The following is a 14,399-nucleotide window of genomic DNA, read 5'->3' as shown; positions in this document are numbered from 1 at the left end:
CGTGCCCGCTCAGGCCGGCGGAACGTCATGCGGTGGCGGCCGGAACAGCGGCGAAATCAGCCAGACCAGGCCGATGCCGAACAGCAGGGTGAGCCCGAACGCGCGCAGCGCCGGTGTCTGCGAAAGACCCAGCAGGCCGAATGACAGCCAGGTGCTGGCCGCACCCACGCATACCGCCAGCCAGGCACTGGCGTCGCCGCGGTGCTCGATCAGGAAGATGCCGTAGTCGATGCCCATGCCCAGCAGCAGCATCAGCGCCAGCACGTTGAACAGCTGCAGCGGCTGGCCGAACAGGCCAAGCAGGCCCAGGGTGAGCGCACCGGCCACCAGGGTGGGGGCGAACACGCGCCAGGCCTGGCGCCGATAACGCAGCCACAGGGCGCCGAACACCAGCGCGATGCCGACCAGCAGCAGGCCGCCCATCAGCTTGCGGTAATGGCCCAGCAGCTGCGAGAAGTCAGCGGTGCGGTCGACCCAGCGCACGCCGTTCAGGCCTTCGGCGGCACCGCGCAGGGTGGCCAGCGCATCGGCACGCGACAGGTCATCGACCATCACCACGCTGATCATCTGCCCGCCTACGTTGCCCACCCACAGGTGGCGGAACGGCTGCGACGCGGGCGAAGCGAGGAAGGCCTCTGCGCTCAGCGGCGCCGCCGCGAATGCAGGGCGCTGCAAGGGCTCACCCACCGCTTCGCCGACGGCGGCCAGCACACCCGGTTCCACCCGGGCGGTCAGCGCCGCATCGGCCTGCTGTCGAGCGGGCGACGGCAGCCAGTCGCTGATCGCACGGTACCCGCCGATGCGCTTGTCGTTGGTCAGTTCGCGCAGGCGCGTGGTCAGCGCTTCTTCGCGCTGCAGCAGTTGTGCGGCATCGCTGCCCTGCACCAGGTAGAACTGCGCCGGGCTGGGCATGCCCAGCAGCTGGCTGAGGCGGATCTGCTGGGCCATCAGCGCCGGCGGCGACGACTGCAGGCTGCGCAGGTCGTCGTTGCTCTGCAGGCGGGCGATGCCGATGGCCGACACCAGCGCGGCCACGCCGAGGAAGATCGCCACCGGGCGACGCCCGTGCAGGCGCGGGAAACGCTCCAGCGTATTGCCCAGCCACTGCGCGAAGCGGGTGGTACGGATCTCGCCACCGTCCAGCCACGGGAACCAGAAGATCACCGTGAGGAAGGCCGCAGCCAGACCAACCACCGAGAACAACGCCATCTGCCGTAGGCCGGGGAACGGCGCCAGGCCCAGTGCCAGGTAGGCCAGCGCGCTGGTCAGCAGGGCAAGCCACAGGCCCGGCAGCAGGTGCCGCAGCAGCTTCCAGCGGCGGTCGGCCGGCTCGGCCTGGCGCGAAGCAAACCAGTGGATGCCGTAGTCCTCGGCCACGCCGACCAGCGAAGCACCGAACACCAGGGTCAGCACATGCACCTTGTCGAACACGAGCACGGTGACCGCCAGCGCCACACCACAACCGATCAGCAGCGAGGCGGCGACCAGCAGGATCGGCCGCAGCGAGCGGAACGCCAGCCACACCAGCAGCAGCACCGCCGCCAGCGAGCCCCAGCCGATGGTGTTGATCTCCTGGTTGGCCTGCACGGCGGCCGCTTCGGCATGCAACGGCACGCCGGCATGCAGGATCTCCAGATCCGGCGCAGCGGCCTTGGCCGCCTGTCCGGCGCGTTCGAGCAGGCCATCGAGATGGCGCTCGCCATCAAGCCTGAAAGCCGAGCCCGGTGTATCGAACTGCAGCGCCGCCCAGTGCTTGCCCTCGGCCTCCAGCAGACCATCATCGCCCAGGCGCAGCCCGGAGCCCTGGGCCTGCTGCTGCCACCACTGCGGCCACAGCGACAGCGGATCCTGCCGCCACTCGGTCAGGCGCGGCGCGCCCATCGGTCCGTACAGCGCACCCAGCGCCTGTTCGGCCAGGGCAGCGGGTTCGGCCTGCTGCAGCTGCTCGCGCTGGGCCGGGGTCAACAGGCGGTCGCGGTACGGTGCATAGAACGCACGCGCGTCATCGAACCAGCCTTCGATCGAACCACTGGGCACCAGCAGCGCGCTGTCGGCATCACTGGCCATTGCCGCAGCGAACGCTGCCTGCGCGCGCTTGGCGGCGGCACCGTCGGTGCTGCCGAGCAGCACCACCACCTGCCGCGAGCTGCCATCGGCGATGCGCCGGGTGACGTCGCTGAGCAGACGGTCGTGCGCGTCCTGCGGCAGCAGGGCGAGGATGTCGGTATCGATCCGTGATTCCTGGCTCCACAGGCGCCACTGCTGCGCGCCCAGCACCAGCAACAGCAGCAGCCAGGCGATGCCCAGCCAGTGCCACCAGCGACGCAGGCGATCCGGCGCGGCGCTGTCACTCAAAGCGGCGCGCCTCGTCGACGTTCAACGTGGCCGGCGCTTCGCTCAGCGCAGTGAACTGGATGCGGGTGCGATCCTGGTTGGCTTCGACGATCTCGACCTGGCGCACGTAACGGTCGCCCTGCAGCGTCAGCGACTGGAAGGCCTTGGCCAGCATCGCCGATTTCGGCGTCAGCTTCAGTTGCCATCCCTGCCCTTCACGCGTGGCCTCGACATTGAACTGGCTGGACAGTGCCTGCACGTCGCCGCTCATCAACGCGAACATGATCGCGTTGACCGAGCGCATCGCCGGCTGCTGGCGCGCGTCCAGTTCGACGCGGGTGCTGCCATCGCGCTGGCGGCTGAGGATGCGGTCGGCGGTGACCACCACCTCGGACGGGAATGGCTTGAGCGTGGACCAGATCACCCCATGCTTGCGCGCGACCACGAACTGGCCCTGCGAACGCAGCGGGTTCTTGAAACCACTGACCTGCTTTTCCTGGGTGAACTGCCCGCGCAGCACGTCCGGCCGGGCGACGGTCTGGGTGATGGCATCGACGGCGGGATCAGCGGCCTGCAGCAGCGGCGCGGCAACCAGCAGCAGCGCGCACAGCAGCACGCGCGGAAGACGAAGGGATCGGATCACGGGGCAGGCACTCCAAGACGCTGCCACAGCACCGGCGGGCACTGGTACAGCATTTCCTTGCTGGCCGCGTCGACCGCGACCTGGATGGTCATCGCGCGGGTCAGCACCTGGCCGCTTTCCGCATCGAGGATCTCGTATTCGATCTTCAGCCGGTTCTCCCACTCGACGATGCGCGAGCGCACGCGCAGCGCCTGGTTGAACAGCAGCGGCCGCACGTACTTCACCCGTGCGTCGACCACCGGCCACAGGTAGCCCGATTCGAGCATCTGCGGATAGTCGTAGTCGTAGCGTTTCAGCAACGCACAACGGGCGATCTCGAAGTACTTGAAGTAGTTGCCATGCCAGACCACGTTCATCGGATCGCAGTCATGGAATGCGGGGGCCAGCTCGATTTCGCCGACCAGTTCGTTGCCTTCATTCACCGACATACAGCTCCCAGCGTTGCGCGCGGATCTCCACCAGCAGTTCCCGCAGTTCGCGATCCAGCGCGCGGTCTTCTTCGACCAGGGCGATGCGCTGCCCCAGGTCGGCGTACATGTCGGCCAGACTGCCATGCAGCTGCGCGTTCATGCCAACCCGTTCGCGTAGCGCCAGCCCCTGGCGGGCGGCGATCAGCATGGCCGCCACCACCTGTTCAGTCAGTTCGATCACGCGCAGGCAGTCGCGCGCGGCGATGGTGCCCATGCTGACCTTGTCCTGGTTATGGCATTCGGTGGAGCGCGAGAACACGCTGGCCGGCATGGTCTGCTTCAGGGCTTCGGCAGTCCACGCCGAAACGCTGATCTGCAGCGCCTTCAGGCCATGGTTGATCGCCGCACGCGGGCCGGTCGCCGCCGACAGGTTGGCCGGCAGGCCATGGTTGTAGCGGGCATCGACCACCAGCGCCAGCTGCCGGTCGAGCAGGTCGGCGATGTTGGCCACGGTGTTCTTCAGCGTGTCCATCGCCAGCGCGATGTGACCGCCGTAGAAGTGCCCACCGTGCAGGATGCGCTCGCCGTCGGCATCGATCAGCGGGTTGTCGTTGGCGCTGTTCAGCTCGGTTTCGATCAGCTGGCGCAGGAACGGCAGGGTGTCTTCCAGCACGCCGATCACGTGCGGCGCGCAGCGCAGCGAGTAGCGGTCCTGCAGGCGCTGCTCGTTGCGCGGCGGGCGCTCGCTGTGCAGGTCGCTGCGCAGGCGCGCAGCAATGCGCGACTGCCCCGGGTGCGGCTTGGCGGCGAACAGGGTTTCATCGAAGTGGTGTGCGTTGCCGTCGCTGGACAGCACGTTGAACGCGGTCAGGCGCGTGGCCATGCGCGCCAGGTAGTCGGCGCGCTGCCAGGCCAGGCAGGCCAGGCCGGTCATCACCGCCGTGCCGTTCATGATCGCCAGGCCTTCCTTCGGCCGCAGCTTCAGCGGGGTCATGCCGATCTTCGCCAGCACCTCGGCCGCCGGCTGTACGCGGCCGTCGTGCAGTACCTCGCGCTCACCGCACAGCACCGCCGCCACGTACGACAGCGGGGTCAGGTCGCCACTGGCGCCGACCGAACCTTCGGCGGGAATCAACGGCAGCACATCGTGCTGCAGCAGCGTGGCCAGGCCTTCCAGCAGCGGCACGCTGACGCCGGACATGCCGCGTACCAGCGAAGCCAGGCGCGCAGCCAGCACGGCACGGGTCTCGGCCGGGTCCAGGTAACGGCCCAGGCCGCAGCCATGGTAGGTGTACAGGTGGTGCGGCAGCTCGGCGACCAGTGCCGGCGGAATGTTCACCGTGCACGAATCGCCGTAGCCGGTGGTCACCCCATAGATGACGCCATCCTCGCGCAGCAGGCGGTCGAGGAAGTCGGCACCACGCTGGATATGGGCGCGGAACGCCGGCACATCGCTCAGCGCGGCCTCGCACGTGCGCTGGGCCAGGGCGACCACGTCTTCGATGGTCAGCGGTGCATCGCCAAAACGGCACACGGGTACGGCGTCAATCGTCATGAGGAGCCTGATCCCAGAAGGGGAAGAAATTGAACCAGTCCAGCGGGGACTGGATGACTTGGAGTTCCAGCCAGTGCGCGAAGCGCTGCGCCTGTTCGGCCAGTGCGGCATCGCGCGATCCGCGCGGCAGCACCACGCGCTCGGCGAATTGTTCGAATGCCACCCGATAGCCGTCGCCCTGGTGCAGGCACGACATCGTGTAGACCGGGCAGCCCAGCGCGGCCGCCAACACGTAGGCGCCGATCGGGAACGGCGCACGGTGACCGAGGAAATCGGCCATCACACTGCGCCCGCCCTGCACCGGCACGCGGTCGCCGACGATGGCCACGAAACCACCGGAGGCGACCTTTTCGGCGAGCATCACAGCCGTAGCCGGGCTCATTTCGGTGACTTGCACCAGCTCAACGGCGGCCAGCGGGTCCAGCCGCTGCAGCAGGCGGTTGAAACGCTGCGCATGCGCGGTATGCACCAGCACGGTGATGCGGAAACCGGGCACCTGCTCGGCCAGCACCTGGCACAACTCCAGGCAGCCGATGTGCGCGGTGAGGATCAGCCCGCCTTCGCGGCGTGCGATCTTGCCCAGCACCAGGTCGCGCTGCAGGTGGATACGCTCGGGCGGATAGCGGCCGCCGAGGCCCAGAATCTTGTCCAGCATCGTGTCGGCGAAGCTGAAGAAGTGGCGCAGGCTGTCGCGCCGGGTCGGCGCATGGCCCAGCGCACCGGTATGCGCCTGCAACCGCTGCAGGTACTGCATCGAGGCCCGGCGGCCGACGCGGTTGCCGAGCCAATGGCAGGCCACCACCGGCCATACGCACAGGCGGAACGGCCAGCGCCCGAACCAGCGGTGCACCCAGCACAGGAACAGCACGCCAACCACCGAGGTGGACTCGCCGATATCGGCCCAGTGCGGGGCGTTCTGCGCGCGGCTCATCTCAGCCCTGCCCCTGCAGCCGGCGCCACAGCAGGCGCGGCGCACGCCAGAGCATGCCGAAGAACAGCCGGGTATGCATGCGGCTTATGCGCACGTTGTCGCGCCACACATCGAAATGCGAAACCCCGTCGGCGGGATAGGTCACGCGCGTGGCCAGGTGCTCGACCGGTACCCGCCGCCAGTACAGGCGGACCATCACTTCGGTGTCGAAATCCATGCGCCGGCCGATGGTCTCTTCGCCGATCAGGCGCAGCACCGGCGGCAGCGGGTACACGCGGAATCCACACATGGTGTCGCGCAGGTGCAGCGACAGCGTGTTGATCCACACCCAGATGTGGGTGGCGTAGCGACCATACAGGCGCGCCTTCGGTACGCTGGCATCGTAGGCGGGAATGCCGCAGATCACCGCGTCCGGGCGCGCGCGTGCGGCATTGATGAAACGCGGCAGGTCGCCGGTATCGTGCTGGCCGTCGGCATCGATCTGCAGCACGTGGGTGTAGCCACGACGCTGCGCTTCAGCGAAACCGGCCAGCATCGCACCGCCCTTGCCCTGGTTCACGTCCAGCCGCAGCAGGTCGACGCCCGCTCGCTGTGCCAGTTCCCGCAGCACCCGCGCGCAGGAGGGCTGCGAGCCATCGTCGACCAGCAGGCAGGGCAGGCCCGCGGCCTGCACGCCATCGACCACCGCGCCGATGGCGTGTTCGTGGTCGTACACGGGAATGACCACCAGCGGCGCGAACGCGCCGCCAGCGGTGGCCGGCTCAATGCGCATCGGCGAAGACCACCCTGCCGCTGGCGTGCACGCCATGCACGGAGGTATAGCGGAACGTCAGCACGCCGCGTTCGGCGTCCCACTGCAGTTGCAGGGTCAGCTCGTCGCCGGGGCGGGCCACGCGCTGGAACTTCACTGCATCCATGCGCTGGAAACCGGTCGGCAGCACGAAGGCCTGGCGACCGAAGCGCACCGCCCAGTCCAACTGGGCCACGCCGGGCAGGATCGCCGCCTGCGGGAAGTGGCCCTGGAACGCGCGCAGCGCGGGGTCCAGCGTCATCCGCAGGGTGGCCTCCGCCTCTTCGCGACAGTCCCAGACCGGCACCGGCATCAGCGGCTGGAACAGCGCAACCAGCGCGGCCTGGGTGACCTTGCCCTGGGCATTGATCGGCAGCGATTCGACCAGCCGCCAGCGGCGCGGCCGGGTGACCGCATCATGGCCCTGCGCCAGCCGCGCGCCCAGCCGCTGCCCCAGCGCACGCCGTGCGCTGTCACCGGCACGTGCCAACGCCGGGTCGGCCGGCACCACCACGGCCGCCAGCTGCTCGCGCTGGCCCTGCAGGACCAGCACGCGCACGTCCTCGACTTCGGGATCCTCGCGCAGCGCGCGCTCCAGTGCGTCCAGCGAAACGCGCCGTTCTTCGATCTTGACGATGCGGTCGGCACGGCCCAGCAAGCGGAAGCGGCCATCGGCCAGTGCTTCCACGCGATCCTGGGTGCGCCACCAGTCCGACGTCTCCAGGTGCGGCGAGGCGACCGCCAGACAGTCCTCCTCGATCCGCCACTGCACGCCCGGCAACGGCTGCCACGGCGGCGCATCGGTGTCCCAGCGGCGCCAGGCGATGCCGCCGGTTTCACTGCTGCCGTAAACCTCGGTGGGCGCCACGCCCAACCACTGGCGGACCTGGCGCGCTGCGTCCTCCGGCAGCGGGCCGCCGGAGGAAAACACCGCGCGCAGGCGACCGTGCAGGCTGGCCCAGTCGAGCTGCTCGGGCAGGCGCTTGAGATGGGCCGGGGTGGCGACCAGCACCGTATCGGTACCGGCCAGCGCGCCCACCAGGTCTTCGTGGAAGAAACGCCGGGGCTGGATCGCACGGCCGGCGGCCAGCGGCCACAGCACGCGGAACAGCAGGCCATAGATATGCTGGTGGGACACGGTGCCATGCACCTGCGCGCCGTCCAGCTGGGCGCCGAAGGCGGCCTGCAGCGCATCGACCTCGCGCGCCAGCTGGTCCAGCCGCTTGCTGATCGCGCTGGGCTGGCCGGTGCTGCCGGAGGTGAACACGCACAGTTCGCAGGCGCGCTCGTCCAACGGCTCCAGCGGCGCATCGTCGGCGACGGCGGTAGCCTGCAACGGCTGGTAATCGGCCGACAGGTCACCTGCAAAACCACTCACCTGCGGCTGCAGCGCCTGCAATGTCGCGGGCAGGTTGTCGGCGGCCAGGAACACCCGCTTGCCGGCATGCCAGGCACCGAACAACGCTGCAGCGAAGGCCACGGTGTCATCGAAGTAGAGCGCCCAGTCACGGCCTTCGGCAGTGCTGAAAGCGTCACGCCAGGCCAGTACGCGCAGGCGGAAGGCGACGTGGTCGACGGCGATGCCATCGCAGACACCGATGTCGCGGCCGGGCTGCGCCGTGATCAGCAGCCGATCCAGGGCGATCCAGTCAGCCATGCGCGTGCGCTGCCTTGACCCGACGCCGTACCAGCCATTCGCCCCCGAACAACAATCCCATCATCACGTACGCCAACAATCCGTTGTAGAGCATCCAGACCCGGTCCGACGCATACAGCGCGGTGAGCAGGGCGAGACCACCATTGAGAACGAAAAAGCCGCACCACACCTGGGTGACGCGACGGGTATAGATCACCGCGAACGGTGGCAGGTCCGGCTCCTGCAGGCGCGCCAGGCGCTCCACCAGGGGCGGACCGAAGCGCAGGCTGGTGGCGAACACCGTCAACATCACCACGTTCACCAGCGCCGGGTACAGCTTCAGCGGCAGCGCCTGGTTGAGCACGGTGGCCAGCCCGGCCAGCAGGCCTGCGCCGGCGGCGGCGGCCCACCACAAGGGCTGGCGGGTGCTCAGCGCGCGCAGCAGGGCCAGCGCGAACAGCAGCAGCGCCAGCCAGCGCGGCTCGAAGCGGCCCATCGCCGCGTAGACCAGCACCGGATAGGCAAGCGAAATCGCTGCCACCACGACCATGCGTGCCCGTGCCATGGTCGCGGCGTCCGTGCTGCTGTCAGGCAGCGGCCTGACCGGGCAGCAGGCCATGCACGACATCAACGATGTCCTGCACGGTGCGCACGGCCTTGAACGCTTCAGGCTGCAGGTTGCGGCCGAGCAGCGGCTTGAGCTGCACGATCAGGTCCACGGCATCGATGCTGTCGATGTCCAGGTCGTCATACAGGCGCGACTCCGGGCTGATCCGCGCCGGCTCGATCTCGAAGCTGTCGGTCAGGATGCGGACGATGCGCTCGAACAATTCATTCTTGGTCATGGCAGTTCCTGGCGCCTTACGACTGGCGGGCGGCGACGAACTCGCCGAGCGCGCGCACGCTGGAGAAATGGCGACGGGTTTCTTCCGAGTCGGCCGAGAGGCTGACACCGTACTTCTTCTGCAGCGCCAGGCCCAGTTCCAGCGCATCGATCGAGTCGAGGCCGAGGCCTTCCACGAACAGAGGCGCGGTCGGATCGATGTCCTCCGGGGTGATGTCCTCCAGTGAAAGCGAGGAAATGATCAATTCCTTGATCTCGTGCTCAAGTGCTTGCACGGGTCGGATCTCCAGACAGGTCGAAATAACGAGTGAGGTGGTCGGTGACGCGACGGGCCGCCAGGGCATCCCCCCTTGGCGAGTCATCTTCGGCCAGAAACGGCGCGATCGGGATATCTTCGCCGATCTGCAGCTGAACGTGAAAACGACGTGAGGGCACACGATACCACTTCTGGCCCTTGGTCAACGTCGGCGGGGTGCAGGTGATGCGCACCGGGGTGATGTCCAGGCGCCCGCGCACGGCGATGTTGGCCGCGCCGCGCTGCAGCCGCAGCGGCTGCCCGGGCACGCTGCGGGTGCCCTCCGGGAAGATGACCAGGGTGCCACCGGCATGCACGGCCGCCGCGCAGTCATCGACCAGGCCAGCGCCGTCGTCATTGGAGATGTAGCCCGCCGCGCGCACCGGGCCGCGCATGAACGGGTTGCAGGCCACCGCCCGCTTGACCACACAGTCAGCGTTGGGCAGCAGGGCGATCAGGCAGACCACGTCGATCAGGGTCGGGTGGTTGGCCAGCACCAGCAGGCCGTCGCGCTGCAAGCGTTCGCGCCCTTCGACCTGCAGGGTCATCACCCCCAGCCGGCACATCAGCCACACATGGCTGGCGAAGGCACGCTGGACCAGCCGGCGGGCCCGGCGGCGACGCGCAAGCGGGTCGGGCATCAGCAGCAGCACCGGCATCACCAGCACGCCCAGCAACAGACCGCCGACGCCAAACGCGGCGAAGCTGAAGCCGGTGCCGAACACCCGCCAGGCATGATCGAGGCGGCGCAGCGCCTCAGCCACGGCGCCGCCAGGACCAGCGCTGGCCTTCGGTCACGTGCTGCAGCAGCGGGTCGCCGGCCAGCAGGAAGCGATGCAGGTCCAGCGCATGCGGCAACAGGCCCGGAGCGGTCGGATCGACGTCGTCGGCGACCTGCCAGGACAGCGAAAGATCGGTGGCACCGGCGGTGCCGGCGGGTGCCAGACGCCAGCACCAGGCAAAGAACGGGTCGGGTTCGTCGGCGAATTCTGCGTAAACGTCGGGCAATGGTGACTCATACACCACGATCCGCACTTCACTGGCACCATCACCGAGCAGGCCGACGGCCTCCAGACAGGCCGCTTCCACCGTCGACTGGCCGGCGGACAACGCCAGGTAGTTGCCACGGTGGCCGCGGGCGATCGAATACAGCGCGGCGATCGCGTTGTGCACCGACAGGCCGAAGCCGGTGGGCGACAGCGGCTGATCGGCCACCAGCGAGCCCAGCAGGTCCATCGAACGGGCGACATCGCCATGGCGGCTGGCGAACACCAGCGGCACCTGGCTGTCAGCGCCCTGTCCATCCTCGCACCAGCACGCGGCCTGGATCGCCATGCGGCCCAGGCGCTCGATACGGCGGCGCTGCATGGCCGGAATCTCGGCCAGCGCCGGCGTGTCCTCGCCCTGCGGCAGGAACGGCGACCCGGCCCAGCCCATCCATTGGCTACGCTCGGTCAGGCCAGGCGCCCAGGCGGCCCAGTCGACAACGGAAAATTCGATCATTACCGGTGATGTTTCAATGGGCGAACGAGAGTCTCGAGCCATTACGGCGACACGCGGCTGCCCCCCATTCCTGCAGCCATGCATCCGTCCAGGACGTCGCCGGCTGCCCCCCTGGCTGCCGGAAAGGAGCGCACGCTAGCACGTCCGACACAGGGATGACATGTTTCACAAAACACAACGGGGAGCGGTCAGCGACCGCCCCCCGCGTGGACTGAACCAGCGAACGGATTCAGTGGTAGCCGGCGTCGGCGCGCACCTTGCCGCGGAACACCCGGTACGACCAGGCCGTGTAGCCCAGGATCACCGGCAACAGCACCACCAGCCCGACCAGGGTGAAGCTGAGCGACGAGGCCGGCGCGGCGGCCTGCCACAGGGTCATCGACGGCGGCAACAGGTACGGCCACATGCCCAGCACCAGGCCAGCGAAGCCAAGCACGAACAAGGCCAGGCTGAGCAGGAACGGCGGCAGGTCGCGACGCGGGTGGGTGGCGCTGCGCCACAGCGCGATGGCCACCGCCAGGGTCAGCAGCGGCACCGGCGACAACCACCAGAAGTTGCCGTCGCTGAACCAGCGGTCCATCAGCCGCGACTGCAGGAACGGCAGCCAGCTGCTGACCAGGCCCATCGCCGCGATCACCGCCACCACCAGCGGCCGGGTCATCTGCCGGGCCAGCGCCTGCACGCGCCCTTCGGTCTTCAGGATCAGCCAGGTACTGCCCAGCAATGCGTAGCCGGCCACCAGCGCGGCACCGGTCAGCATCGCGAACGGGCTGAACCAGCCGAACGCGCCGCCCTGGTACACGCCATCGACCAGCGGCAGGCCCTGCACCAGCGTGCCGAGGATCACGCCCTGGGCAAAGGTGGCCAGCAGCGAACCGAGGCCGAACGCCACGCTCCACAACCGCCGCGAACGGTGCGCCTTGAAACGGAACTCGAAGGCCACGCCACGGAACACCAGCGCCACCACCAGCAGCAGCACCGGCAGGTACAGCGCCGACAGCAGCACCGCGTAGGCCTTCGGGAACGCCGCCATCAGGCCGGCGCCACCGAGCACCAGCCAGGTCTCGTTGCCGTCCCAGATCGGCGCGGCGGTGTTCATCATCAGGTCCAGCTGTTCCTCGTCCTCGGCGAACGGAGCGAGGATGCCGATGCCGAGCACGAAGCCGTCCAGCACCACGTACATCAGCACGCCGAAGCCGATCACCGCGAACCATGCCACCGGCAGCCAGGTCATCAGGTCCATGTCAGCGCTCCTCCAGCGGTTCGTCGGCGGCCGACAGCGGCCGCGCCGGGGTGTGGCTGCCATGGTCCAGCGACGGGCCTGCGTCGTACGGCTGCGGGCCATGGCGCAGGATCTTCACCAGGTACCAGATGCCCCAACCGAACACGAAGGCGTAGCCGACCACGTACACCGTCAGCGACAGCGCGGTCATCCACGCGCTCTGCGGGCCCACCGCATCGGCGGTGCGCAGCACACCGTAGACGACCCACGGCTGCCGTCCCATCTCGGTAACGAACCAGCCCGATATCAGCGCGATGAAGCCACTGGGCAGCATCCAGTTCCAGCCGCGCAGCAGCCACGGCGAATCCAGCAGCTTCTTCCGCCACAGCTGGATGGCCGAGACCCAGGCCAGCACCAGCATCAGCGTGCCCAGCCCGACCATGATGCGGAAAGCGAAGAACACCGGCGTCACCGGCGGCCGCTCGCTGGCCGGCACCGACGTCAGCGGATCGAACGTACCGTCCAGGGTGTGGGTGAGGATCACGCTGCCGAGCTTGGGAATGGCCACCTCGAAATCGTTGCGCTCTTCCTTCTCGTTGGGCAGTGCGAACACCACCAGCGGCACGCCCTCGCCCTCCTTGGTCTCATGCCAGTGCGCTTCCATCGCCGCGATCTTCATCGGCTGGTGCTTGAGCGTGTTCAGGCCATGCATGTCGCCGACGAAGATCTGCAGCGGCACGGTCAGCGCAGCGAACGCGACGGCGGCGATCAGCATCCGCCGACCCGCTTCCACGTGTTGGCCACGACGCAGGTACCACGCACCGACGCCACCGATCACGAAACAGGTAGTGATGAACGAGCCCAGCGCCATGTGCGCCAACCGGTACGGGAAGGACGGGTTGAACACCACCTGCCACCAGTCGACGGGATGGACGATGCCGTTGACCATCTCGTAACCGGCCGGCGTATGCAGCCAGCTGTTGGACGAGAGGATCCAGAACGTGGAGAACAGCGTGCCCAGCGCCACCATGCAGGTGGACAGGAAATGCAGGCGCGGCGACACCCGGCCCCAGCCGAACATCATCACCCCGAGGAAGCTGGCTTCCAGGAAGAACGCGGTCAGCACTTCGTAGGTCAGCAGCGGGCCGATGACCGTGCCGGCCACTTCGCTCAGCCGCGGCCAGTTGGTGCCGAACTGGAAAGCCATGACGATGCCGCTGACCACGCCCATGCCGAACGAGACCGCGAAGATCTTCTGCCAGAAGAAATACAGCTCGCGCCACACAGGCAGCTTCGTGCGCAGCCAGCGCCATTCGATGAAGGCCAGCCAGCTGGCCGTGCCGATGGTGAAGGCCGGGAACAGTACGTGGAAACTGATGACGAATCCGAACTGGATCCGCGACAACAACAACGCGTCCAAGGGACGCCTCCTGCCAGGTGCCGGTGGGATACCAGACCACTTTAGGTGGATATTGTTAAAACGGGATGCGACCGGGTGACGCGCTGCTTCACTTTGTCGCAGGTCGAGAAGGCGCAGCCGACATGGCGCGGCGCTACCGTTTAACCGCTCTGGTAGCTGCCAACCTTGGTTGGCACACACCCAAGCGCCGACCAAGGTCGGCATCTACCAACAGCGATTGGAACGGCCCATCACCCGGCGGGCGCCTCAGCGCCAGAAATACCAGACGCCCCCCGCCACCAGCGCCCCCAGCAACACCACCTGCACCACCACATAGCCCACGCCGCTGTCGCGCGATTCGGAGCTAATGCGCTTCCGCAGCGCGTCACTCACATCCGGCGTCTCTTCCTGCTGCGCCTGCTCACGCAACGCCTGTGCCAGCGCGCGCTCTTCCGCATCGCGAGAATCGGTCGGTCGGTTCACAACAGCTCTCCGGCGGTGGCATGCCGCACCAGTTCCTGCTTCAGGACCTGGCGCGCACGGTACAGGTGGCTCTTGATGGTACCGCGGGCCAGGCCGGTCACCTGTTCGATCTCGGCCAGATCGAAATCCTCCAGGTAGTGCAGGCCTACGATCAGGCGCTGCGGCGCACTCAATCGTTCCAGCGCCGCGCCGAGGTGACGGCCGGCCTGCAATGTCTCGCTGAGTTCGGAAGGACCCGGACCCTCGTCACCAACCCCGAGTTCCTCGGGCGCTTGCACCGCCACCATCCACTGCGCTTCCAGCCGCCGCCGCCGCAGGTACTGCAGCGCGGTGGTGTAGGCCACGCGCGAAATC

The 14,399-nt window shown here is 68.1% G+C and carries 16 protein-coding genes; all 16 read right to left on the bottom strand.

What is annotated here, in order from left to right; all coding sequences use genetic code 11:
• Nucleotides 1–9 precede the first annotated feature (9 nt).
• A complete protein-coding gene (locus DBR20_RS19150) occupies nt 10–2,355 on the bottom strand; it encodes a hypothetical protein (RefSeq protein WP_108267714.1) in 2,346 nt (781 codons plus the stop codon).
• A complete protein-coding gene (locus tag DBR20_RS19145; RefSeq protein WP_108267712.1) occupies nt 2,348–2,977 on the bottom strand; it encodes an outer membrane lipoprotein carrier protein LolA in 630 nt (209 codons plus the stop codon). The genes DBR20_RS19150 and DBR20_RS19145 overlap by 8 nt, the downstream gene beginning before the upstream one ends.
• The gene (locus DBR20_RS19140) at nt 2,974–3,405 is read right to left on the bottom strand and encodes an acyl-CoA thioesterase (protein WP_100553989.1); all 432 of its coding nucleotides are present in this window, start codon (nt 3,403–3,405) and stop codon (nt 2,974–2,976) included. Before DBR20_RS19140 ends, DBR20_RS19145 begins: the two co-directional genes overlap by 4 nt.
• Nucleotides 3,392–4,942, bottom strand: a complete 1,551-nt coding sequence (locus DBR20_RS19135) for an aromatic amino acid ammonia-lyase (RefSeq protein ID WP_108267710.1) — start codon at nt 4,940–4,942, stop codon at nt 3,392–3,394. The genes DBR20_RS19140 and DBR20_RS19135 overlap by 14 nt, the downstream gene beginning before the upstream one ends.
• Nucleotides 4,932–5,873 (bottom strand): acyltransferase, encoded by a 942-nt coding sequence (locus DBR20_RS19130; RefSeq protein WP_108267708.1) that lies wholly within the window; start codon nt 5,871–5,873, stop codon nt 4,932–4,934. Before DBR20_RS19130 ends, DBR20_RS19135 begins: the two co-directional genes overlap by 11 nt.
• Before the next feature lies 1 nt (nt 5,874).
• Nucleotides 5,875–6,645 carry a glycosyltransferase family 2 protein gene (locus DBR20_RS19125; protein ID WP_108267706.1) on the bottom strand — a complete coding sequence of 257 codons (771 nt, stop codon included), beginning with the start codon at nt 6,643–6,645 and terminating at the stop codon, nt 5,875–5,877.
• Entirely contained in the window at nt 6,635–8,320 is a 1,686-nt protein-coding gene (locus DBR20_RS19120) for an AMP-binding protein (RefSeq protein ID WP_108267704.1), read from the bottom strand. The genes DBR20_RS19125 and DBR20_RS19120 overlap by 11 nt, the downstream gene beginning before the upstream one ends.
• On the bottom strand, nt 8,313–8,864 hold the full coding sequence (locus DBR20_RS19115; protein ID WP_089238175.1) for a hypothetical protein: 552 nt from the start codon (nt 8,862–8,864) through the stop codon (nt 8,313–8,315). The genes DBR20_RS19120 and DBR20_RS19115 overlap by 8 nt, the downstream gene beginning before the upstream one ends.
• Before the next feature lie 22 nt (nt 8,865–8,886).
• Nucleotides 8,887–9,144 (bottom strand): acyl carrier protein, encoded by a 258-nt coding sequence (locus DBR20_RS19110; protein WP_025878014.1) that lies wholly within the window; start codon nt 9,142–9,144, stop codon nt 8,887–8,889.
• Between the two features lie 16 nt (nt 9,145–9,160).
• Nucleotides 9,161–9,418: a phosphopantetheine-binding protein gene (locus tag DBR20_RS19105; protein ID WP_005411610.1), complete on the bottom strand. Its 258-nt coding sequence runs from the start codon at nt 9,416–9,418 to the stop codon at nt 9,161–9,163.
• On the bottom strand, nt 9,405–10,202 hold the full coding sequence (locus DBR20_RS19100) for a lysophospholipid acyltransferase family protein (protein WP_108267702.1): 798 nt from the start codon (nt 10,200–10,202) through the stop codon (nt 9,405–9,407). Before DBR20_RS19100 ends, DBR20_RS19105 begins: the two co-directional genes overlap by 14 nt.
• Complete coding sequence (locus DBR20_RS19095) at nt 10,195–10,941, bottom strand: beta-ketoacyl synthase chain length factor (protein WP_108267700.1); 747 nt, start codon at nt 10,939–10,941, stop codon at nt 10,195–10,197. Before DBR20_RS19095 ends, DBR20_RS19100 begins: the two co-directional genes overlap by 8 nt.
• A gap of 229 nt (nt 10,942–11,170) precedes the next feature.
• On the bottom strand, nt 11,171–12,184 hold the full coding sequence (cydB, locus tag DBR20_RS19090; protein ID WP_089237760.1) for a cytochrome d ubiquinol oxidase subunit II: 1,014 nt from the start codon (nt 12,182–12,184) through the stop codon (nt 11,171–11,173).
• A gap of 1 nt (nt 12,185) precedes the next feature.
• Nucleotides 12,186–13,583, bottom strand: coding sequence for a cytochrome ubiquinol oxidase subunit I (locus DBR20_RS19085; protein ID WP_108267698.1), 1,398 nt, complete (start codon nt 13,581–13,583; stop codon nt 12,186–12,188).
• A 246-nt stretch (nt 13,584–13,829) separates the two neighbouring features.
• Nucleotides 13,830–14,045 carry a hypothetical protein gene (locus tag DBR20_RS19080; RefSeq protein ID WP_108267696.1) on the bottom strand — a complete coding sequence of 72 codons (216 nt, stop codon included), beginning with the start codon at nt 14,043–14,045 and terminating at the stop codon, nt 13,830–13,832.
• Nucleotides 14,042–14,399: RNA polymerase sigma factor (locus DBR20_RS23475; protein WP_258223427.1), on the bottom strand; the 358-nt coding region annotated here is incomplete at its 5' end. The genes DBR20_RS23475 and DBR20_RS19080, both read right to left, overlap by 4 nt.

The organism is Stenotrophomonas sp. HMWF023 (assembly GCF_003060985.1).
Lineage (GTDB): Bacteria > Pseudomonadota > Gammaproteobacteria > Xanthomonadales > Xanthomonadaceae > Stenotrophomonas > Stenotrophomonas lactitubi.
This window is presented reverse-complemented; position numbering and strand designations above follow the sequence as displayed.

What these genes read in the sequence shown, in the direction of transcription:
- DBR20_RS19095 (WP_108267700.1), bottom strand. Translation starts at nt 10,941, where the DNA reads ATGATCGAATTTTCCGTTGTCGACTGGGCCGCCTGGGCGCCTGGCCTG.
- DBR20_RS19115 (WP_089238175.1), bottom strand. Translation starts at nt 8,864, where the DNA reads ATGGCACGGGCACGCATGGTCGTGGTGGCAGCGATTTCGCTTGCCTAT.
- DBR20_RS19120 (WP_108267704.1), bottom strand. Translation starts at nt 8,320, where the DNA reads ATGGCTGACTGGATCGCCCTGGATCGGCTGCTGATCACGGCGCAGCCC.
- DBR20_RS19125 (WP_108267706.1), bottom strand. Translation starts at nt 6,645, where the DNA reads ATGCGCATTGAGCCGGCCACCGCTGGCGGCGCGTTCGCGCCGCTGGTG.
- DBR20_RS19135 (WP_108267710.1), bottom strand. Translation starts at nt 4,942, where the DNA reads ATGACGATTGACGCCGTACCCGTGTGCCGTTTTGGCGATGCACCGCTG.
- cydB (WP_089237760.1), bottom strand. Translation starts at nt 12,184, where the DNA reads ATGGACCTGATGACCTGGCTGCCGGTGGCATGGTTCGCGGTGATCGGC.
- DBR20_RS19110 (WP_025878014.1), bottom strand. Translation starts at nt 9,144, where the DNA reads ATGACCAAGAATGAATTGTTCGAGCGCATCGTCCGCATCCTGACCGAC.
- DBR20_RS19140 (WP_100553989.1), bottom strand. Translation starts at nt 3,405, where the DNA reads ATGTCGGTGAATGAAGGCAACGAACTGGTCGGCGAAATCGAGCTGGCC.
- DBR20_RS19130 (WP_108267708.1), bottom strand. Translation starts at nt 5,873, where the DNA reads ATGAGCCGCGCGCAGAACGCCCCGCACTGGGCCGATATCGGCGAGTCC.